At 64.2% G+C, this 20,232-nt stretch carries 21 protein-coding genes; 14 read left to right on the plus strand and 7 right to left on the minus strand.

Annotation, left to right across the window (positions count from 1 at the left end; all coding sequences use genetic code 11):
* Window positions 1-325 precede the first annotated feature (325 nt).
* Window positions 326-505, minus strand: a complete 180-nt coding sequence (locus SLT36_RS00235) for a hypothetical protein (protein WP_432285238.1) — start codon at window positions 503-505, stop codon at window positions 326-328.
* A 154-nt stretch (window positions 506-659) separates the two neighbouring features.
* Here SLT36_RS00235 and SLT36_RS00240 point away from each other — a divergent pair, with 154 nt between their 5' ends.
* A complete protein-coding gene (locus SLT36_RS00240) occupies window positions 660-1,124 on the plus strand; it encodes a hypothetical protein (protein ID WP_432285239.1) in 465 nt (154 codons plus the stop codon).
* 142 nt (window positions 1,125-1,266) lie between these two features.
* Here SLT36_RS00240 and SLT36_RS00245 read toward each other — a convergent pair whose 3' ends face one another.
* The 4 genes from SLT36_RS00245 to SLT36_RS00260 form a co-directional block, all read right to left on the minus strand.
* Window positions 1,267-3,240, minus strand: coding sequence for an NAD(P)-binding protein (locus SLT36_RS00245; RefSeq protein ID WP_432285240.1), 1,974 nt, complete (start codon window positions 3,238-3,240; stop codon window positions 1,267-1,269).
* Window positions 3,241-3,570: 330 nt separating this feature from the next.
* The gene (lepA, locus tag SLT36_RS00250; protein WP_432285241.1) at window positions 3,571-5,379 is read right to left on the minus strand and encodes a translation elongation factor 4; all 1,809 of its coding nucleotides are present in this window, start codon (window positions 5,377-5,379) and stop codon (window positions 3,571-3,573) included.
* 58 nt (window positions 5,380-5,437) lie between these two features.
* Complete coding sequence (locus SLT36_RS00255; protein ID WP_432285242.1) at window positions 5,438-6,076, minus strand: NrsF family protein; 639 nt, start codon at window positions 6,074-6,076, stop codon at window positions 5,438-5,440.
* A 10-nt stretch (window positions 6,077-6,086) separates the two neighbouring features.
* Entirely contained in the window at window positions 6,087-6,623 is a 537-nt protein-coding gene (locus SLT36_RS00260; protein ID WP_432285244.1) for a sigma-70 family RNA polymerase sigma factor, read from the minus strand.
* 192 nt (window positions 6,624-6,815) lie between these two features.
* Between SLT36_RS00260 and SLT36_RS00265 the strand changes: the two genes are divergently transcribed.
* From SLT36_RS00265 to SLT36_RS00300, 8 genes are all read left to right on the plus strand, one after another.
* Window positions 6,816-7,103, plus strand: coding sequence for a BufA1 family periplasmic bufferin-type metallophore (locus tag SLT36_RS00265; protein WP_432285245.1), 288 nt, complete (start codon window positions 6,816-6,818; stop codon window positions 7,101-7,103).
* A 62-nt stretch (window positions 7,104-7,165) separates the two neighbouring features.
* Window positions 7,166-8,053, plus strand: coding sequence for an MNIO family bufferin maturase (gene bufB, locus SLT36_RS00270; protein WP_432285246.1), 888 nt, complete (start codon window positions 7,166-7,168; stop codon window positions 8,051-8,053).
* Between the two features lie 2 nt (window positions 8,054-8,055).
* Complete coding sequence (locus SLT36_RS00275; protein WP_432285248.1) at window positions 8,056-8,820, plus strand: HvfC/BufC family peptide modification chaperone; 765 nt, start codon at window positions 8,056-8,058, stop codon at window positions 8,818-8,820.
* 20 nt (window positions 8,821-8,840) lie between these two features.
* Window positions 8,841-9,320, plus strand: coding sequence for a DoxX family protein (locus tag SLT36_RS00280; RefSeq protein WP_432288527.1), 480 nt, complete (start codon window positions 8,841-8,843; stop codon window positions 9,318-9,320).
* Window positions 9,321-9,415: 95 nt separating this feature from the next.
* Complete coding sequence (locus tag SLT36_RS00285) at window positions 9,416-10,018, plus strand: GNAT family N-acetyltransferase (protein ID WP_432285250.1); 603 nt, start codon at window positions 9,416-9,418, stop codon at window positions 10,016-10,018.
* A gap of 36 nt (window positions 10,019-10,054) precedes the next feature.
* Complete coding sequence (locus SLT36_RS00290) at window positions 10,055-10,804, plus strand: hypothetical protein (RefSeq protein ID WP_432285251.1); 750 nt, start codon at window positions 10,055-10,057, stop codon at window positions 10,802-10,804.
* A 169-nt stretch (window positions 10,805-10,973) separates the two neighbouring features.
* A complete protein-coding gene (locus SLT36_RS00295) occupies window positions 10,974-11,282 on the plus strand; it encodes a hypothetical protein (protein ID WP_432285252.1) in 309 nt (102 codons plus the stop codon).
* Between the two features lie 167 nt (window positions 11,283-11,449).
* Window positions 11,450-11,788, plus strand: a complete 339-nt coding sequence (locus SLT36_RS00300) for a hypothetical protein (RefSeq protein ID WP_432285254.1) — start codon at window positions 11,450-11,452, stop codon at window positions 11,786-11,788.
* 46 nt (window positions 11,789-11,834) lie between these two features.
* Here the strand turns inward: SLT36_RS00300 and SLT36_RS00305 are convergent, their stop codons facing one another.
* Window positions 11,835-13,820 carry a PhoX family protein gene (locus tag SLT36_RS00305; RefSeq protein ID WP_432285255.1) on the minus strand — a complete coding sequence of 662 codons (1,986 nt, stop codon included), beginning with the start codon at window positions 13,818-13,820 and terminating at the stop codon, window positions 11,835-11,837.
* 251 nt (window positions 13,821-14,071) lie between these two features.
* Between SLT36_RS00305 and SLT36_RS00310 the strand changes: the two genes are divergently transcribed.
* The 3 genes from SLT36_RS00310 to SLT36_RS00320 all read left to right on the plus strand — a co-directional run bounded on the left by SLT36_RS00310 (window position 14,072) and on the right by SLT36_RS00320 (window position 16,918).
* On the plus strand, window positions 14,072-14,755 hold the full coding sequence (locus SLT36_RS00310) for a phosphatase PAP2 family protein (RefSeq protein ID WP_432285256.1): 684 nt from the start codon (window positions 14,072-14,074) through the stop codon (window positions 14,753-14,755).
* 89 nt (window positions 14,756-14,844) lie between these two features.
* Window positions 14,845-15,087 (plus strand): helix-turn-helix domain-containing protein, encoded by a 243-nt coding sequence (locus SLT36_RS00315; protein WP_067954516.1) that lies wholly within the window; start codon window positions 14,845-14,847, stop codon window positions 15,085-15,087.
* A gap of 85 nt (window positions 15,088-15,172) precedes the next feature.
* Window positions 15,173-16,918 carry a SulP family inorganic anion transporter gene (locus tag SLT36_RS00320; RefSeq protein WP_432285258.1) on the plus strand — a complete coding sequence of 582 codons (1,746 nt, stop codon included), beginning with the start codon at window positions 15,173-15,175 and terminating at the stop codon, window positions 16,916-16,918.
* Here SLT36_RS00320 and SLT36_RS00325 read toward each other — a convergent pair.
* The gene (locus tag SLT36_RS00325) at window positions 16,915-18,171 is read right to left on the minus strand and encodes an Hsp70 family protein (protein ID WP_432285259.1); all 1,257 of its coding nucleotides are present in this window, start codon (window positions 18,169-18,171) and stop codon (window positions 16,915-16,917) included. The two genes, SLT36_RS00320 and SLT36_RS00325, sit on opposite strands and share 4 nt — an antisense overlap.
* A 230-nt stretch (window positions 18,172-18,401) precedes the next feature.
* Between SLT36_RS00325 and SLT36_RS00330 the strand changes: the two genes are divergently transcribed.
* Both SLT36_RS00330 and cysK read left to right on the plus strand, forming a co-directional pair.
* Complete coding sequence (locus SLT36_RS00330; protein ID WP_192318738.1) at window positions 18,402-19,019, plus strand: LysE family translocator; 618 nt, start codon at window positions 18,402-18,404, stop codon at window positions 19,017-19,019.
* A gap of 154 nt (window positions 19,020-19,173) precedes the next feature.
* Window positions 19,174-20,154, plus strand: coding sequence for a cysteine synthase A (gene cysK / locus SLT36_RS00335; RefSeq protein WP_432285260.1), 981 nt, complete (start codon window positions 19,174-19,176; stop codon window positions 20,152-20,154).
* The last annotated feature ends 78 nt before the right edge of the window (window positions 20,155-20,232 follow it).

Raw genomic sequence — 20,232 nt, forward strand, 5'->3', positions numbered from 1 at the left:
TGCGCTGGCAAGGGCTGCTTGCTCGATCCCTCCGCCCTTCGCCGTCGCTTCTGGCACTTGGCCTTCACCGAAGTACGGCTCGGAGACGCAGGTCCTGAGAGCTAGCGTTCCTTCGCACCCCCCTCTGCCCTGCCGGGCATCTCCCCCACAAGGAGGGAGATCAGGCCGTCATCTGCCCTGCGGCTAACCACCCGCATCAGATCGGGCCCTGCAGGACGGGAGCCGCCGGCGAAGCGACTAATCTCCCTCCTTGTGGGGGAGATGGCCGGCAGGCCAGAGGGGGGGTGCGACGGAACGAAACGGCGCACGGAAAAACCTTCCCCGCTCAGCCCTGCGAAATCTGCTCGTCCTGCTCGACCGTCAGCGGTTTTACCCCAACCGGCAGCGGTTCGACGGCAGGCTGCACGGCAACAGGCGGGGCGGCCACGGGTGCCGGGGGCACCGGCGCGCGGGCAGCGCAGGCGGAGAGGATTGCCAGGGCAAGGAGGGCGGCGAGCAGTTTCATGGGGCGGGCGTTAAGGGCAAGGTGTGGCGGGATCGCGGCGGCAGATGAGCCCGAGGTGCCGGCAAGGTCAAGCCTGCCGGCTTTCATGGGCAGCTACTGACAGGAGCCTGTCAGCAGGGGTCTGCTATCCCTTGGAGATCAAGGGGAGGACCACATGAGCGGCTTTGACGATTTCGATTTCCTGATCGGCGACTGGACGGTGACCAACGAACGCCTGCGCGCGCGGCTGGTGGGTTCCACCGAATGGGAGACGTTCACCGCGTTCTCGCACATAGAAAAGGTGATGCAGGCACCCGACGGCACGTTCGGCGGCAATCTCGACCAGATGACGGTGCCAGAGCGCGGCTTCACCGGCATGACGCTCAGGCTCTACAACCCCGAGACAGGGCTGTGGTCGATCTACTGGAGCGACACCAGGAATTACCGGCTGTTCCCACCGACGGTCGGGCGGTTTGAAAACGGCCGCGGCGTGTTTTATGGCGACGACATCGAAGGTGGTGTGCCGGTGCGCGTGCGGTTTCTATGGACACCGGGTGCAAGTCCGCGCTGGGAACAGGCGATGTCTAGGGATGGTGGCGAGACGTGGGAGGTGAATTGGGTGATGCGTTTTGGGAGGTAGCGATAGAGCGCACTCATCTTGCGTATCCGTGATGGCTGACACGACATTTAAGAGCTGGTTTGCGCCGCCCCTCATCCGGCCCTCGCCCCCACCACCTTCTCCCCTTGAACGGGGAGAAGGTATATAGCGTTGATCGCCCGCTTTAGAGCCCGATCTTGTCCGCTGGCGGCCCCGGGAAGCGCGCATAGTCCGGGGCGCCATCAGGTGTCCCGAGCAGATCCCGCACCGCCCGGACGCCCTGGTCGATGGCCGAATGGGCGTAGGCGTAGGCGCCGCTGTCGGCATTGGCGATCGAGATGCGGCCCCAGGGCTTGCGGGCGGCTTCGATGGGCAGCGGGCCGTCGGGCCAGAAACGGTCGCCGGGGCGCATATATTCGTAGGCGTAGCCATGCGACCAGCGATTGCAGGTGATGGCCTCGATGTCGCGGGCCGGGTCGAAGCCGCCGCCTGACAGCGCGCGGCCGAGCAGGTCGCGGATCGAGCGCTCCATCTCCTCGAAGCTCAGTGTCATCAAAGCCCGCCGTCCGGCCAGCGCCTGGTCGCGCGGGGCAAGGCCTGGGCTGGTCATCACCTTGGAGAGGTGCAGCACGATGGGATCCTCAGGCTTGTCGGCGAATTTGTAAGTACCCATCGAAACGGGGAAATCGATGTCGGCGCCGCTCCAGAAATCGCCGCGCGCGCGGAAGCCGTCGATCTTAAGCTTGTCGAAGGCGTCCCAGTTGCGGAGCTGGACGTTGGTGTAGATCAGCGGCACCTTCTGCTGGTCGTTGAGGGCAGCTATCTGCTCAGTGCCGAGTTCGTCGGTGAGATAGGGAATGACCCGGTGCCAGCAGGCGAGCACGACGTGGCCGGCCTTGACGCTGACCGGCTTGCCCTTGATATCGGCATAGGTGACGGTGACCGAGCTGGCACTGCCTGGCGCGCCATCATGGGCGACCTTGACGACTGTCGAATTCAGCCTGATGCGGACGGGGTTTTCCGGCTTGTCGAGGGCGGCGTAGTCGACGGTTTGGGTGACGAGTTCCTCCATCGTCGAGCCGGCGAGAGCGCCCGGCACCAGCGCGCGCACCAGAGCGCGGGCGATGCCGGCGTTGCCGTCGGGGAAATGGTAGATGTAGTCGTCGGGATCGGTGAAGGCGAGACGGCCGGACGGGCTGTTGTATTTCGACACGGCTTCGCCGAGGTCCATGCCTTGGAAACCCGGATTTCCGTTGGCGCGCGCGTCGAGCGCGCTCGCGGCATCGATACCGACGCCGAAATAGCCGTTGGTGGAGGTCGCGAAGTAGTCGGCCACCTCTGGGTCGACCTTGGCGTGGTCGAGCAGGAACGCCCTGTAGGTGATCTCCGACAACTTCTCCAGGCGTTGCTCGCTGGTCAGGCCGGGCAGATAGTCGCCGGGCGCTTCCATAAGCTGGACCAGGTCGGCCTTGGCCTTGTCGTTGAGCGGCGTCTCGGCCACCCACTCAGCCGGCTTGCCCTTGCGGATAACCAGCTTGTCCTCGCCCCACTGCTCCTTGGAGAAGAAGATGGCGCCCGACAAGCCGCGATCCTCGGACCACTTCTGGTCGTAGAAGGTTTCGAAGCGTTTCGGTTCGATGCCGACCTCAGTGAGCAGCGCGTTGACGGCGGGGCTGAAGTAGCTCGGCGTCTGCATCGACTGGCTGCCGCCATAGCCGATGAGTTTGGCGCCGTTGGAGGCGGTGAATTCGTTGCGCTTGGCGTGGCCACCGAAATCCTCGAGCGGATCGACGATCAGCACGCGCTTGTCGAGGCCGGCCTGCTTGCGGAAGCTGTGTGCGGCGGCAAGGCCGGAAATGCCGGCACCGACGACAACCAGGTCGTAGCTCTCGGCGCTTGCGCTGACCGGGCCGGCTTCGGACCAGTAGCTGCCATCGCGGACGGCGTGCATGACGTTCTGGGCGGCGTCGGTCTGGCCCTGTAGGCCGGTCGAGGCAGGTGGGTAGGCCGTGGCGGCAGCTTGCGCCTGCGCCCGGCCGGGGCCCATGGCACGCAACGCCACCGCGCCGCCGATGGCCATCGCCACGCCGTCCATGAAATCACGCCTTGTTATGGCGCGATCCATGCCAAGCTTCTTATCCTTTTCAGTCCAGCTCATGTTGTTCCCTCTGGCAGAATGCAGAGGGAAAGCTAGCTATCTTCATAGTGTCAGTAAATCGACAGAACAGTCGAAGACGCAGCGAAGCGAATAATTCGACGCTGCGGTGCAATACGTGTTTGCACTGCAGCATGATTGCGGATGGAGGTGTCGATTCTTGAAGGACGCGGAAATGGCCGGGCTCGCGCCGCCCCTCATCCGGCCCTGCGGGCCACCGCCTTCCGCTATGGCTCCTGGCGTTCGTCGCTCCAGTCGACAAATCGTTGTCGACTGGTCGGCCTTGGCCGAACGCTCCTCACCCCCGCAGGCGGGGAGAAGGAAGGAAGAACCTCAGCTATCCCCCATCTTGAGCGCCTGGATGAAGGCCTCCTGGGGGATGTCGACCTTGCCGAACTGGCGCATGCGCTTCTTGCCCTCTTTCTGCTTCTCGAGCAGCTTGCGCTTGCGAGTGACGTCGCCGCCGTAGCACTTGGCGGTGACGTCCTTGCGCAGCGCCGAGATGGTCTCGCGGGCAATGACCTTGCCGCCAATGGCGGCCTGGACCGGGATCTTGAACATGTGCTGCGGGATCAACTCCTTCAGCTTCTCGACCATGACGCGGCCGCGCTTTTCCGCGGCGGTGCGGTGGACGAGCATGGACAGCGCATCGACGGGCTCCTCATTGACCAGGATCGACATCTTGACGAGGTCGCCCTCGCGGTAGTCGGTCAGGTGGTAGTCGAAGGAGGCGTAACCCTTGGAGATCGACTTCAGGCGATCGTAGAAGTCGAACACGACTTCGTTGAGCGGCAGGTCGTAGACGAGCATGGCGCGCTTGCCGACATAGGAGAGGTCGGCCTGGATGCCGCGGCGCTCCTGGCAGAGCTTAAGGATCGAGCCGAGATAGTCGTCAGGGGTGAGGATGGTGGCGCGGATCCACGGCTCTTCGATCGCGGCGATCTTGACCACGTCGGGCATGTCGGCGGGGTTGTGCAGTTCCTTGGTCGACCCGTCATTGAGGTTCATGCGGTAGACAACCGAAGGGGCGGTGGCGATCAGGTCGAGGTTGAACTCACGCTCGAGCCGCTCCTGAATGATCTCGAGGTGGAGCAGGCCGAGGAAGCCGCAGCGGAAGCCGAAACCGAGTGCGGCCGAGGTTTCCATCTCGAAGGAGAAGCTGGCGTCGTTGAGGCGCAGCTTGCCCATGGCGGCGCGCAAGTCCTCGAAGTCGGCGGCGTCGACCGGGAACAGGCCGCAGAACACCACCGGCTGGGCCGGCTTGAAGCCCGGTAGGGCCTTGGCGGTCGGGCGCTTGTCTTCGGTGATGGTGTCGCCGACGCGGGTGTCGGCCACTTCCTTGATCGAGCCGGTGAAGAAGCCGAACTCACCTGGGCCGAGCTCGTCGACCTGGATCATCTTGGGGGTAAAGACACCTGTGCGCTCGACCAGGTACTTGGCGTTGGTCTCCATCATGCGGATGGTCTGGCCCTTCTTGAGCTTGCCATCGATGATGCGCACCAGGACGATGACGCCGAGATAGGTGTCGTACCAGCTGTCGACCAGCATCGCCTTGAGCGGCGCGTCGATGTCGCCTTCGCGCGGCGGCGGCAGCTGGGTGACGATCGCTTCCAGAACGTCGGGAATGCCGAGACCGGTCTTGGCCGAGATGTAGACGGCCTGCGAGGCGTCGATGCCGATGACTTCCTCGACCTGCTCCTTGATGCGCTCGGGCTCGGCGGCGGGCAGGTCGATCTTGTTGAGGACGACGACGATCTCGTGGTTGTTGTCGATGGCCTGGTAGACGTTCGCCAGTGTCTGCGCCTCGACACCCTGGGAAGCGTCGACGACGAGCAGCGAGCCCTCGCAGGCCGACAGCGAGCGCGAGACTTCATAGGCGAAGTCGACGTGTCCGGGCGTGTCGATCAGGTTGAGGATGTAATCCTCGCCATTGTTGGCACGGTAGTTGAGCCGAACGGTCTGGGCCTTGATGGTGATGCCGCGCTCGCGCTCGATATCCATGTTGTCGAGCACCTGCTCGGTCATCTCGCGCAGTTCCAGCCCGCCGGTGGACTGGATCAGCCGGTCGGCAAGCGTCGACTTGCCATGATCGATATGGGCAACGATGGAGAAATTGCGGATGTGGTCGAGCGGTGTGGTCATGCGCCGCGCTTTAGCAGGGGCCGCAAGGGTTAACAAGCGCGGCTTTGTGGCGCTTTTGCTACCAGCGCAGGACGTACCGGCCGGCGATCGCGCCGGCGGCTGTCAGGATGGCGATGGCCAGCGTGTACCAAGTGGCAACGAAGAACGGCGAGTCGTCGAAGCAATGCGCGGCATAAAGCGTCGCGGCAAGGCCTCCGGCGAGCAGGCCGCAGGCGGCACCTGCGAGGCTGGGACGTGTCGGCGCGCCCTGGCGCATGGCGGTGAGCAGGACCGCGAGCGGGCCGAGGCCGATGAGTGGGATCAGCGTCAGGCAAACCATGTTGTTGGTGCCGACGAGCCGGGTCGCCCATTCAGAAGGGGCCATGGTGGTGAGTTCGATCAGGACCGCGCCGAGCAGGATGGCGGGTGCGGCAACGAGCAACGCGACACGCATGCCAAGCCGCGCACCGGGACGGGCGAGTGCAATAGCCACCGCACCCGATGTGGCAACCAGCGCCAGGGTGACGACGAATTTGAGGAGGAAACGCCAGGTTTCGGCGGCGGCGGCAAAATCGGCGCGCGGGCCGGCTACGATGGAAAAGACGACAGCGGCAATGACGCTTGCCGCAACGAAGGCGGCGAGCAGCAGCGTGCCGAACGAACGCCGGCCTGCTGCCGCGTCGCTGGAAATCGCCTTGATGAGATCCTTCGTTTCCATGTCCGTTCCGTCAGTCCTGTGCGAAGCGACGTGCGATCGCCTTGAGGCCGCGATGCAGCGCCACCCGCACCGCCGTCTCCGTCATTCCAAGCGCATTGGCGGTCTCGCCGATCGAAGCGCCCTCGACCGAAACCGACGCAACGACACTGCGCTGCACCGGCGCCAGCCCGTCGAGCGCGCGGCCGATGTCTCGGCTGCCAAGCTCGTCCTTTTCCGGTTCCGCCAGCGTGTCGGCGAAATCGGCGATGTCGACCTCGATGCGCTTGCCGCGACGGCGGAAAGCATCGATCAGCTTGTAGCGAGCGATGGCATAGACCCAAGGGGTCACCGCCTCGTCCTGACGCCATGTATGACGCTTCAGATGAATCGCAAGCAGAACCTCCTGCACGACATCCTCCGGGTCAACGCCACCATGCACGATACGCCTGCGGCAGTATCCACGCACCAGCTGCCCCACGCTTCCGAGAAACAAAGCATAGGCACCTTGATCACCTGAAATTGCCGCCCTGAAAAGCCGGGCGAGTTCGGCGTCATCCGTCCTCGTCAAGCTTGTCTTCCTTCTCTTCGGCCCAAATAGCCGTTTGTTACTTCAGTCGACGCAGAAATGTTACAACGCCAACTGCCGTCTCACTCACGAAACCGTGTTCACGGTCCGGCGTAACGAATGGCGAGGTGCCGGCGAAGTCGACGGCATGGGACGCAGAACGCTTCCCTGTCAATCCTTTATCAGGAGAACGTCATGAATCGCCAGACCCTAGCCATTGCTCTCGCCGGCTCGCTCGCATCGGCACTTGCCTCGTCCGCCTTTGCCGCCCCGCTGCCGGCTGAAAAGATGGTCGGCATGGAAAAGTGCTACGGCATTTCGCTGAAGGGCCAGAACGATTGCGCCGCGGGAGCAGGCACGACCTGCGCCGGCACCTCGACCATGGACTATCAGGGCAACGCCTGGAAGGCCGTGCCGGCCGGCACCTGCACGACGATGGACGTCGACGGTCACAAGGGCATGCTCGAGCCAACTGCCATGTGATGCACATGGGGCCCGGCGCGCCGGGCCCCATCTCGCCTGCCCGAGCAATCCGAGCACCCAGCATGAATACCGGTACACACAGCGGCCAGTCCCTACCCGCCCGCGCGGGCCTTGGCCTCAAACCCGAGCACATAGGCGAAATCATCGCGACCGAGCCCGAAATCGGCTTCTTCGAAGTCCATGCCGAGAATTATATGGGCGACGGCGGTGCGCCGCACCGCGCGCTGGCGGAGATCGTCGCACGCTATCCGCTGTCGCTGCATGGCGTCGGGCTGTCGATCGGGGCCGAACGACCACTCGACAAGGCGCATCTGGCGCGGCTGAAAATGCTGGTCGAGCGCCACAAACCCCACTCCTTTTCCGAACACCTGGCCTGGTCGACACATGAGGGCGGCTTTCTCAACGACCTGTTGCCGCTGCCCTACACAAAAACGACGCTGGAGCGCGTCAGCGCCCATGTCGATGAGGTGCAGCAGGAGCTGGGGCGGCGCATGCTGCTCGAAAACCCTTCGACCTACATATTGTTCGAAGACAGCACGATCGACGAGATCGACTTCCTCGACGCCATTGCCGAACGGACTGGCTGCGGGCTGCTGCTCGACGTCAACAACGTGATGGTGTCGGCGGTCAACCACCGGCTCGACCCGTTCGCTTACATCGACCGCTTTCCGGTCGAGCGTGTCGGCGAGATCCACCTCGCCGGCTATGACGAGACCGTCGACGGCGCCGGCGACAGGCTGCTGATCGACGCGCACAATTCGACAGTCGCCGACGACGTTTTTTCGCTCTATCGCCACACGATCGACCGCACCGGCCCGATGCCGACGCTGATCGAATGGGACAATGACGTGCCGGCCTTTGCCGTGCTGCTGGCGGAGGCGACGCGCGCCGAGGCCGTGCTCGACGAGGCAGCACTGCGGCGCGATGCGCGGTTTTCCAGGCGCGCGTGACGATGGACCAGAACACGTTTGTCTCAGCCTTGCTCGATGCCACACGACCGCTGCCGGACGGCGTGACCAGCGCTCGCGGCGAGGCCGATGCGGCGCGCTTCGCCGTCTACCGCAACAATGTCGCGGTTTCGCTGTCCAAGGCGCTGAGCCAGCGTTTCCCAGTCCTGCGGCGGCTTGTCGGCGACGACTTCTTCAACGGCGTGGCACGCGCCTTCATCGCAACGACGCTGCCCGACAACCCGGTGATGTTTGCCTATGGCGACAGCTTTCCCGATTTCGTCGCCGGCTTTGCCCCGGCCGCCGCCCTGCCCTATCTCGCCGACACGGCGCGGCTGGAGGCCCACTGGACCCGCGCCTACCACGCCGCCGACGTCGTTCCGCTCGACGTCGCGGCGCTGGCAAGGCTGGCGCCCGAGCGGCTCGGCAGCGCCACCCTCATTGCGCATCCGGCGGCGGCGCTGGTTCGTTCGAAGTTTTCCATCGGGACGATCTGGCAGGCCCACCAGGGTGACGAGGTCCGCGTGCAGACGGTGCTTGAGCCGGAGAGCATCGTGATCACCCGGCCGGACATCGAGGTAGCCGTGCATGTCATCGCCGAGGCGGACGCGGTGTTCGCGGCAGCGCTGTTGCGCGGCGACAGCATCGGCGACGCCGCGGCTGAAGCCTTCGACACGGACCCCACATTCGACTTCGGCCGCGCCATCGTCGGCCTGGTGTCGCTCGGTATGTTCATCGGCATCGCCGACCAACAAGGAGACATGAGATGACCGACATCAACCACCAGCCAATGGCATACAAGGCCGGCTTGGGCCCCGCGATCCGGCGCATTGAGGCGACGATTGCGGCGATCCCCGAGGCGCTGCCGCTCCTGGCATTGCGCCTTGCCATTGCCGTGCCGTTCTTCAAGTCGGGACTGACCAAATGGGACGGCTTCCTGACGCTGTCCAACGGCGCGCGTTATCTGTTCACCCAGGAGTTTTCGCTGCACATTTTCGGCAACCAGTATCCCTATCCTGCACCCATCCTGATGGCGACGCTGGCCGGCATCGGCGAGATCGTGCTGCCGATCCTGCTGGTGCTGGGGCTCGGCACGCGCTTTGCCGCCCTCGGCATTCTTGCGATGACCGCGGTGATTCAGCTGACGGTGCCGGAGGGCTGGGCCAACTTCCACTTGCCCTGGGCGGCGATGGCGCTGGCGCTGGCTGCCTATGGCGGCGGACAGCTTTCGCTGGACCGCTTTTTCGGGCTCGGCACGCGCAAAGGCTGAGACAGGGCACACGCGGTCGGCGGTTGACGCCGCCCGGAACGCGCGCTCCTATACCTCCCGCAGCGAGGGGACGCTGTGGACTGGAGGAGCATGTCATGCCCGAAAAGGCGCATAGCGACGAGGGTTTGACTGCCGAGGCGCGGCCCGCCACCAAGGAGGACGCCGCGATCCTGGCCAAGCTGGTCAACATGGCCGGCGACGGGCTGCCGCTTTATCTCTGGACCAAGATGGCCGAAGGTGGCGACCCCTGGGAGGTCGGCCGCCAGCGGGCGCAACGCGAGCAAGGCAGCTTTTCCTATCGCAACGCGGTGGTACTGGAGCATGGCAAGGTGATTGCCTGCCTGATCGGCTATCCGATCGAGCCGTCGTTGCCCGACCCCGACACGCCGGCGATGTTCGTGCCATTCAACATACTCGAGGCGATGGCGGTGGGCAGCTGGTATGTCAACGTCATGGCGACGCTGCCGGAGGCACGGGCGCGCGGCTACGGCTCGCGGCTGCTGGCCATGGCCGACGCGATCGCCGAGGCCACCGGCTGCACCGGCACCAGCCTGATCGTTTCGGACGCCAACACCAAGGCCCGCCATCTCTATGAAAGCGTCGGCTACCGCGAGGTCGCCTCCGAGCCGATGGTCAAGGAGGGCTGGACCGGTGCAGGCGAGAACTGGGTGCTGATGGTCAAGCCGCGAGCGGGATGAGCGCGCAGGGGGAACCGGCCGCATGGACATTTCAGGATGAAATTCTGCAACGACACCGTCATGGCCTTTGACGCGTCACGCCGGGTCTTCGGTCCCGGCGAGACGCTGACCTTCGACGATGCCTATAGGCTTGCCCATCTGCCGCTGGTTGCTCCAGGCCATGCCGAGATCATTGCCGGCAAGGACGGCACGGATTATCGCAATGGCCGCTATGACACGCCGCGCCATTCGCTTGTCGTCCCCATCGACGCCCAGGCGCTCGGCCGCGCCGAGGCGTTCCAAGAATTCGAGGCGGAGCTGCGTTCGTTTTCGTTCAGCGACAAGATCGCCTGGCCGCTCGGACGCGAGCGTGCCGGCAAGCTGCATGCCACCATCGTCGGTGGCCTGTCCGAGCCCGACATCGAGCGGTGCGCGCAGGCTGTGACCGTAGCGCTCGCGTCGCTGGGAGCACTTGCCCTGCGCATAGGCGGGCCGTTCCTCGGCCGGATCAACACCGGCCGGATCTACCTGCCGGTCTATCCCTGCTGCCACCACGACGAAGATGTCTTCGGCCTGGTGCAGCAAGCCTGCGGCGCGCGGCAGACCCGCTTCCATCTGGTCGGCCTCTACCATTTCGCGGCGGCTCTGACCGCTGCGGAGACGACTGATCTGGCGGGACTGGCGGAGCGGTGGCGGCGGCGCGTGCTGGCCGAACTGCCGGTCACGTCGCTGGCGGTGATGGCAACGAACGATGACCTGGCACTTTCCGGGCGGGTTGTTGCAACGATCCCCGTGCGTGGCGAATAGGCAGTCGGGTCGCCGCCCGACCACCTGTTTTCGTGGGATCGTAAAAGGCCGCAAAAATCGTCCGCACTTTTTTCCATCTCCGCCGTGAACCTTCTTCTCCTGCTCGGACACACACGATCGTGGCGGCCAGTGAGCCGCAAGATCAAAGGTGTCCCAGAGGAGAACCGAAATGAACATGACCAACACCATCATCCGCTCGTCGCTCATCGCAACGCTCGCACTTTCGATGTCGGCCTTTGCAGGTGCTGCATCGGCAGCCCAGCTCAAGGCCCGCGTGCCGGCTCCGCCGCCGCACCAGCTCGGCCTGAAGGCGCCGGGCGGCGGCGGACAGACTCACGGCCATGTCGAGACCTGCAACAACAAGGCGTCGTGCAACCTGATGATCTCCTATTGCATCAGCAATGGCGGCGACTGGGAGGAGACCGGCACACCGGGCCCGCAAGGCGAACCGCAGAAGGGCAAGTGTACCTATCCCTGATGGAATCAGGGGCTCCCAAGACCTGAAACCAAACGCCCTCCCGTCTCCGGACGGGAGGGTTCTTGCGTCGCATGGCGCGATAGTGCTCAAGCGTGTCGCCGCTCTGCTTGACGCCAGCGCGGCATTCGGAGCAAATCGCCGGACATTCGTGGGAGCTTGCCTGAAATATGTCCGTCATCGGCCTGTCGCTGCTCGGTTTCTCGACCGTGATCTTCCTGATCGCCGCGATGGTGGCCAAGACCTGGGGCATCGAGCCGACCATCGGCAAGCTGGTGGTGACGCTGCTGCTCTATTCGCTTGGCAATCTGATCATGCTGCGTCTGGTGCGCGACTTCGGCATGTCGGTGTCGTTCTCGCTGTCGGCGGTGATCCAGCTGATCGCCGTCAACGCGGTGGCCATCATCTATTTCGGCGAGAAGCTGAGCGGCATACAGGGCATCGGCGTCGGGCTCGCCGTGGTGGCGGTGGCGCTGATCACGCTCGGGCCGGTGCTGGCCGGAAAATGAAAACGGCCGCTGAACGCGGCCGCTTCCCCAGGCACAAAGACTTCGATCAGACGGCGATCTTGCCGCCGCCCTGCCTGGTGATGGCGACGACTGCCGGGCGGACCGGCATGTCGGGCTTGAAGTCGGGCCAGCGGGTCGACAGGTCCTCGTAGTAGGACGCGCGGCCGAAACCTTCCCAATCCTCGCCGCCGTCGCCCGGATGCTGGACGGCGACGAAGGCGGTCTGGTCGTCGGGAGCAAACAGCGGGCCGCACATCTCGGCGCCGACCGGCACGCGGAAGAACAGCTTGGAGGTAGCGCGCGCCTCGCCTTCGGTGTCGACGGCCCAGAGGCCGTCGGTCCGGCCGGTGGCCTTGGGGTTGTTGCCGTCGGTGGCGACCCAGAGACGGCCGGCAGAATCGACGGCGCAGTTGTCGGGCATGCCGAACCAGCCATTTTGGGTCGTGGACGTCGAGAACGAGGCACCGACCTCGGCGACTGACGGGTCACCACATTTGAGCAGCACTTCCCACTTGCCCTTGGCGGCGGTGAAATCGCTGCCGTCCTCGATCAGCTCGATGATGTGACCGAAGGCGTTCTCGGCGCGCGGATTGGCGGCGTCGACCTGGTCGGCCTTGCGCTTGGTGTTGTTGGTCAGCATCACATAGACCTTGCCGTTGACGGCATTGGGTTGAATGTCCTCGGGGCGGTCCATTTTGGTGGCGCCAAGCAGGTCGCCGGCGCGGCGCGCCTCGATGACCACGTCGGCCTGGCTGACAAAGCCGTTGTCGGTAGTAAGCGGGCCTTCCCCCTGAACCAGCGGCAGCCAGGCGAAGGTGCCGTCCTCGGCAAATTTAGCGACGTAGAGCGTGCCCTCGTCAAGCAGGTCGAGATTGGCAGCGCGGTCGTCAGGGTTGAACTTGCCCTTGGTCACGAACTTGTAGACGTAGTCGAAGCGCTCGTCGTCGCCGAGATAGAAGACGACGCGGCCGTCGCTGGCCACGATGGATTCAGCGCCCTCGTGCTTGAAGCGACCGAGTGCCGTACGCTTCTTCGGCAACGAGGTCGGGTCGTTGACGTCGACCTCGACGATCCAGCCGAAGCGGTTGGGCTCGTTCGGCTCCTTGGAGACGTCGAAACGGTCGTAGAACTTGGACCACTCATAGGTGCCCTCAGGCACGCCGAGACGCTTGTAGTTGGCGGCCTCCGGATGATCGGCCGGCAGCTCGCCGCCGAAATAACCGTGGAAGTTTTCCTCAGCCATGATGTAGGTGCCCCAGGGCGTGACGCCGCCGGCGCAATTGTTGAGCGTGCCGTACACCTTGGTACCTGATGCATCGGCATTGGTCTTCAGGCGATCATGGCCGGCGGCCGGGCCGGTCAGCTGCATCTCGGTGGTCGACGTGATGCGGCGGTTGAGCTTGCCGTCGCGGACCGGATGCCACTTGCCCGCTTCCTTGCGGATCTCGACGATGGTGCCGCCATGGGCCGCCATCTCGATGTCGACGCGCTTCTGGTCGGCTGGCGCGACCTCGATCTTGCCCTCGACGATCTTGACGATGCCGGGGAACATCAGGTGCTCGTTGGTGTATTCGTGGTTGACCACCAGCAGGCCGTGCTCGGACGAGCCTTCGAGGGCGATATAGCCAACATAATCGTTGTTGTAGCCGAACTGCTTGGCCTGGGCTTCCGCCGACTGGTTGGTCGGATCGAATTCGGGCGCGTCGGCGAAGATCGGATCACCCCAGCGCAAAAGTATGTCGGCGTCGTAGCCTGACGCGACATGATGCTTGTCGTCGATGCCGGCTTCGATCTCGTCGAAGGCGAAGGCCGACGCAGAGGCGGCGCGGGCATCGTCGGCGAGCAGGATGGCGATCGGGCTGACTGTCGCGGCGATGGCCGAGACGGCGAGCGAGCCCTGAAGGAAGCTGCGGCGGGAGAAGCGCTTGGCGATGATGTCGCCCATGGTGCGGTTGTCGGTCGGGTTGTGACCGGGACCGTCATTCTCCTCGAGCATCGAGGTGCGGAATTTCTGATCATGGGGCTGGTTCATGGCGTCGACCTCTGGCTGGGTGTTCGGCTTGGGGTTCGCCGAGACCGCTAGTTGCCGTGCATAACAACAGCATGACAGATTGGCCGAAAATCCACAGCACCCAAAAGCGTGACCTGAGCGCTCACGCGAGTTGGTTTGCTGCGACCTTTTGCATACATGCCTTTTCTTTGGGAAAGCCATCCCCACCTGTTGCGAATGGGTCGGGAAGCGGCCATCCCAAGGGCGGAACAGCCCCGAGACACGGCAGGACGATGCACGACAGATTGTGGAACAGGATCGAGTTTTCGCTTTTGGCGGCGGGCATCATCATTGCCGGCGGCCTGTGGGGCTTCGTCGAACTGTCCGAGATCGCCCGTGAGGCGCCGCGCAGCTTCGACACCGACATCCTGCTGCTCTTCCGCGCGGCAGGCAACACAGCCGACCCCATCGGCCCGTCATGGGTGGAAGAGGCGATGCGCGACATCACCGCACTCGGCAGCGCTTCGGTGCTGATCTACATCACCGCCATCAGCATCATCTATCTCGGCATGTCCAGGCGCTGGGGACCGGCGCTGTTCGTGTTCGTCTCGGTCGCCGGCGGCCAGGTGCTGTCGAGCCTGCTCAAGCTCGGCATCGACCGCCCAAGGCCCGACCTCGTGCCGCATCTGGCGCAGGTGCACACGATGAGTTTTCCGAGCGGCCACGCGATGCTGTCGGCGGTCACCTATCTGACGCTGGGGGCGCTGCTGGCACGCTTCCTGCCCGGGCGGGCGGCGACGATCTTCGTCTTTTCCATCGCCATCCTGACCACGCTCATGGTCGGCATCAGCCGCGTCTATCTCGGCGTGCATTGGCCTTCGGACGTGCTAGCGGGCTGGTGCGCGGGCTTTGCCTGGGCGACTTTGTGCTGGCTGATCAGCCGCCGCTTCATGCGGCCGGCCGAGGCCGATGAATGATATGGGTCTCAGGCATCAATAATGATGCTTGAAACATCATCATGAATGTATGATACATTCGTGATGCGGATTGAGACGGGACCACCTCAGTGATCACAGCCGCACAGATGCGCGCCGCAAGAGCGCTGGCAGGTATCGACCAGAAGACGCTCGCCGAAATGGCCGGTGTCTCGGTGCCGACGATCCAGCGCATGGAAGCAAGCGAGGGCGTGGTGCGTGGCGTGGTCGATACGCTGACCAAGGTCATCCAGGCGATCGAAGATGCCGGGGTGGAACTGATCGGCGAGAGCGAGACCGGCGGTCGGGGCGTGCGCCTGAAGAAGAAGGCGTGAAGCTTCCGGCAATCCGCATGATGTAGTCGCGACGGCGACCGCCGACAGTCTTGCCGACGAAGCCGCCGCGTTTCCAGTGGTGCGGATGATGAATGCAGGCGGCAATCCAAGGCGATACGGATCAGGGAAGCACGGGCAACCGACTTTCGCGGAACTGTTCACGCCCAAGCTGGTGACTGTTTTCCGCGAGGGCTATGGCGCGCTGCAGTTCAAGGCCGACGCGATTTCGGGGCTGACGGTGGCAATCGTGGCTCTGCCATTATCGATGGCAATCGCCATCGCATCGGGTGTGTCGCCTGACAAAGGGCTGTTCACGGCAATCGTCGGCGGCTTCATAGTCTCGGCTCTCGGCGGCAGCCGCTTCCAGATCGGTGGTCCGGCAGGCGCCTTCATCGTTCTGGTGGCGGCAACGGTGGCGCGCGAAGGCGTGGACGGGCTGATCCTCGCCACTGTCATGGCTGGGGTGTTCCTGGCGGCGATCGGCTATCTCAGGCTCGGAACCTACATCAAGTTCATTCCCTATCCGGTGACGGTGGGTTTCACCGCAGGCATCGCCGTGATCATCTTCGCCAGCCAGATCAGCGAGATGTTCGGACTGACGCTCAGCGGCAAGGAACCGGGTCCGCTTGTGCCGAAGTTGATGGCACTGGTTGATGCGATGGGCACGGTCAACATCGCGGCCCTGGCGATTACGGTGCTGACCATTGGCACCATCCTGGTGCTCAAACGCTGGCGCCCCGGCTGGCCGGGCATGCTGATCGCGGTCGGCGTCGCTTCCGTGGCCGTTGCCCTGCTGGACCTGCCGGTAGAAACCATCGGCACGCGTTTCGGTGGCATTCCGCGCGGCCTGCCTTGGCCTGCCCTGCCCAGCTTCGGTGTGGACAAGGCGATTGCGGTACTGCCGGACGCGCTTGCCTTCGCGCTGCTCGGCGCGATCGAGTCACTGCTGTCCGCCGTCGTTGCCGACGGCATGACCGGCAGGCGGCATCGCTCTAACTGCGAACTGGTGGCACAAGGCTTTGCCAATATCGGTGCCGCGCTGTTTGGAGGCATCTGCGTGACCGGTACGATTGCCCGAACGGCAACCAATGTGCGGGCGGGCGCGCACGGCCCGGTATCAGGCATTCTGCATTCGGTGTTCTTGCTCGCCTTCATGCTGGTAGCCGCACCGCTTGCCGCCTACATCCCGCTCGCAGCTCTCGCCGGTGTGCTGGCGGTCGTGGCCTGGAACATGATCGAAAAGCAGGCCTTCGCGACACTGATCCGCTCGTCATGGGGGGACGCGCTGGTGCTGATGGTCACATTCCTGCTGGTGGTGTTCCGCGACCTGACAGAAGGCATCGTCGTCGGCTTCGCGCTCGGTTCGATCCTGTTCATCGACCGCATGGCAAAAAGCATCGCGGTGGAGAGCGATCAGCCACTGGTGCAGGAGGATGTCGCCGACGCCACCAATGGCAGCCGCCACGCCTATGAGGCGAGCGATGCGGGCGATGCCGACACCGTCATCTACCGCATTTCGGGCGCGTTCTTCTTTGGCGCGGCCTCGACGGTGGGGGCTGTGCTCGACCGCATCGCCGACCAGCGCAAGAATTTCATTCTCGACTGCTCGGGCGTGCCGTTTCTCGATTCCACCGCAGCGAACGTGCTCGAAGGCGCCGCACGCAAGGCACGGCAGGCAGGTGTCCGCTTCTTCATCACAGGAGCATCGCCGCAGACGCGACGGATGCTGATCAACCACGGCGTCAAGCATCCCGCCGTCAGTTATGCCGCCTCAGTGCGGGACGCACTCGACCTGCTCAAGCCCGGGAAGACCAGCACCCCGGAGCGTTAAGCAAATTTGCGCTGGGCGTCGAGGGCGAGGCCGAGGCCGACGGAGCCGAATGCGTCGCCCTGGACGATCTGGGCGCCCGGCACCAGGGCCAGGATGCTCTCGCGCGCCAGCGGGATGGCGGTCGAGCCGCCGGTGAGGAAGACGGCGGTGATGTCCCTTGCGCCGACCTGCGCTGCGGCAAGCGTGTCGGCGACGGTCGCGGTGACGCGGTCGACGGCGCCGCGGATCGTATCCTCCAGACCTTGCCTGGTCAGCGCTGCGGTGAACTTCGCGCCCGGAAGGGCGACGTCGATGGCGGTTTCGGTCGCATCGGTCAGCTCGATCTTGGCCTTTTCGACCTTGGTCGCCAGCGCGTGACCGAAACGCTGATCGACGACCTCGATCATCCTGTCGATAAGATCGGGACGCTCGGCCTCGAAGCGGATTGCGCGCAAGTCGAGCATCGCCTTGGGCGTGTAGAGCAGGTTGATGCGCTGCCAGGTGGCGAGGTCGATGAAATATCCCGCCGGCAGGTTGCGTTTGCCGTCCTTGGTCGGCGTGAGGTAGCCGAGTTCGGGCATGACGTGGGCAATCGACAGCAGGCGGTCGAAATCAGTACCGCCGATATGGACACCGCGATTGGCAAGGATGTCGGCCTTGCGGTCGCCGGAAGTGGCGCGCTCGGGCGAGACGCGGACGATGGAGAAGTCGGAGGTGCCGCCGCCCATGTCGACGATCAGCGCCAGCTCCTCGCGCGTCACCGTGCGCTCATAGTCGAGTGCGGCGGCGATCGGCTCGAACTGGAAATCGATGTGCTTGAAGCCCTGGGCGCGGGCGGCTTTTTCGAGCTCGCTCTGGGCAGCCGCGTCGGCCTCGGGATTGTCGTCGACGAACTGCACCGGACGGCCGAGCACGACGTTTTCGACCGGTTCGCCGACGTGGTTCTCCAGTCGGTCCTTGAGATGGCCGACGAACATGCCGACGATGTCGGTGAAGGCGATGTAACGCGCCTTGATGCGGGTCTTCTCATGCACCAGCGAGGAGCCGAGCACGCTCTTCAGCGCGCGCATCAGGCGGCCTTCGGCACCGTCGGTGTATTCGCCGATGGCGCGGCGGCCAAGCGCTGTCTGGTTGTCCTCGAAGTTGAAGAAGATGGCCGACGGCAGCGTGACGTTTTCACCCTCGAGCGCAACGAGGCGCGGGCGGCCGTTCTCGATAACGCCGACGGTCGAATTGGAAGTGCCGAAGTCTATGCCGCCGAAAGCCGGTCGCATCACCTAGTCCTGAATTTTCTGCATGAACGGGCGACCCCATGCGTCTGCCGGGCCGCGATCGGACCGTGCGCCTACACGACGGGGGGACGAATGTCGATCTCTCCAGGGCATTTTCTGAGAATACAGGGCAAATTCCCGAAAAATGTGAACGCTGGCCCAATCCCCGCGGCATTCCATGGATACCGCTTTCGTGCGATAGCGCGGCCATTCAATCCTGCCTGGAATCCGCCATGACCCTTACAGGTTTTCTTGCCTATAGCGGTGCGCTCGCCATCGCTGCCGCCATTCCTGGTCCGGGCGTGACGGCGCTGGTGGCGCGCGCGCTCGGCTCGGGCTTCCGCTCGTCGCTGGCCATGTCGCTCGGGATCGTGCTCGGCGACCTTACCTATCTCACCGCCGTCGCGCTTGGCCTTGCCTTTGTCGCCCAGTCCTTCGGCATGGTGTTCCTGGCGATCAAGTGGCTCGGCGTCGCCTATCTCGCCTGGCTCGCCTGGAATTTCTGGACCAGCGGCATCACGCCGGAGACGGTCGAGGCAAGGAAGGGTAAGGGCGGACTATTCTCGAGCTTCCTCGCCGGGCTGACGGTGACCTTGGGCAATCCCAAGTCGATGATCTTCTACATGGCGATCATGCCGACGGTCGTCGACCTGCATGCGCTGACGCTGGGCGACTACGGCATTCTCGTCGCTGTCACGATCGTCGTGCTGCTGATCGTGCTGGTGCCCTACCTGGCGCTGGCTTCGCAGGCGCGCTGGTTCCTGAAGACGCCACGCGCGCTCAAGCTGCTCAACCGGACCGCAGCCGGTTTCATGGTTGGTGCCGCCGCTGCTATCGCCGTCCGTCAGTAGACAGGTTGACTGGAATCTCATTCCTGCAAAACAAGGTTCGCGGAAACATGTTTCCGTGAACCTTACCTAATCAGCACGGCACCCACTCGGAATTTGCCCTGCGACCCCCTATCTTCGCAGTTCACATCTCAGGCAATTTTCGGGAGCGAAATCGATGAACAAGCCCGTTACCTCCACGCGCGTACCAGGTCGCGGACGCATCTATGGCTCCATCACCGAAACGATCGGCGACACGCCGCTGGTCCGGCTCGACAAGTTCGCCAGGGAGAAGGGCGTTGCGGCGAACCTGATCGCCAAGCTGGAGTTCTTCAACCCGATCGCATCGGTCAAGGACCGCATCGGCGTCGCCATGATTGAGGCGCTCGAAGCGTCAGGCAAGATCGAGCCGGGAAAGAGCACGCTGATCGAGCCGACGTCGGGCAATACCGGCATCGCGCTTGCGTTTGCTGCCGCCGCCAAAGGCTACAAGCTGATCCTGACCATGCCGGAGACGATGTCGATCGAGCGCCGCAAGATGCTGGCGCTGCTCGGTGCCGAACTGGTGCTGACCGAAGGCGCCAAGGGCATGAAGGGCGCAATTGCCAAGGCCGAGGAGCTGGTGCAGACAATTCCCAACGCGATCATTCCGCAGCAATTCGAAAACCCGGCCAATCCCGAGATCCATCGCCAGACGACGGCCGAGGAGATCTGGAACGACACGCAGGGGTCGATCGACATCTTCGTTGCCGGCATTGGCACCGGCGGCACGATCACCGGCGTAGGCCAGGTGATCAAGGCCCGCAAGCCTTCGCTGCATGTCGTGGCAGTCGAGCCCGAGGGTTCGCCGGTGCTGTCGGGCGGCCAGCCCGGCCCGCACAAGATTCAGGGCATCGGCGCCGGCTTCGCGCCCAAAGTGCTCGACACGAGCGTGTATGACGAGATCATCAAGGTTTCGAACGAGGATGCGGTGGCAAACGCCCGCCTCGTCGCGCGTCTCGAAGGCGTGCCGGTCGGCATCTCCTCGGGTGCAGCGCTGCAGGCCGCCGTCATCGTCGGCTCGCGGCCGGAGAATGCCGGCAAGAACATCGTTGTGGTGATCCCGTCCTTTGCGGAGCGGTATCTGTCGACGGTGTTGTTCGAAGGTCTGGGCGGCTGAGGACAAAGCGTAGGTTTACTATGAACAATTGAGGCTTGGCATTTGACCTCCTCCCGCTAACATGCCCGCAAGTCGGCG

This window comes from Aminobacter sp. BA135 (genome assembly GCF_050859125.1).
GTDB classification, from domain to species: Bacteria; Pseudomonadota; Alphaproteobacteria; order Rhizobiales; family Rhizobiaceae; genus Aminobacter; species Aminobacter ciceronei.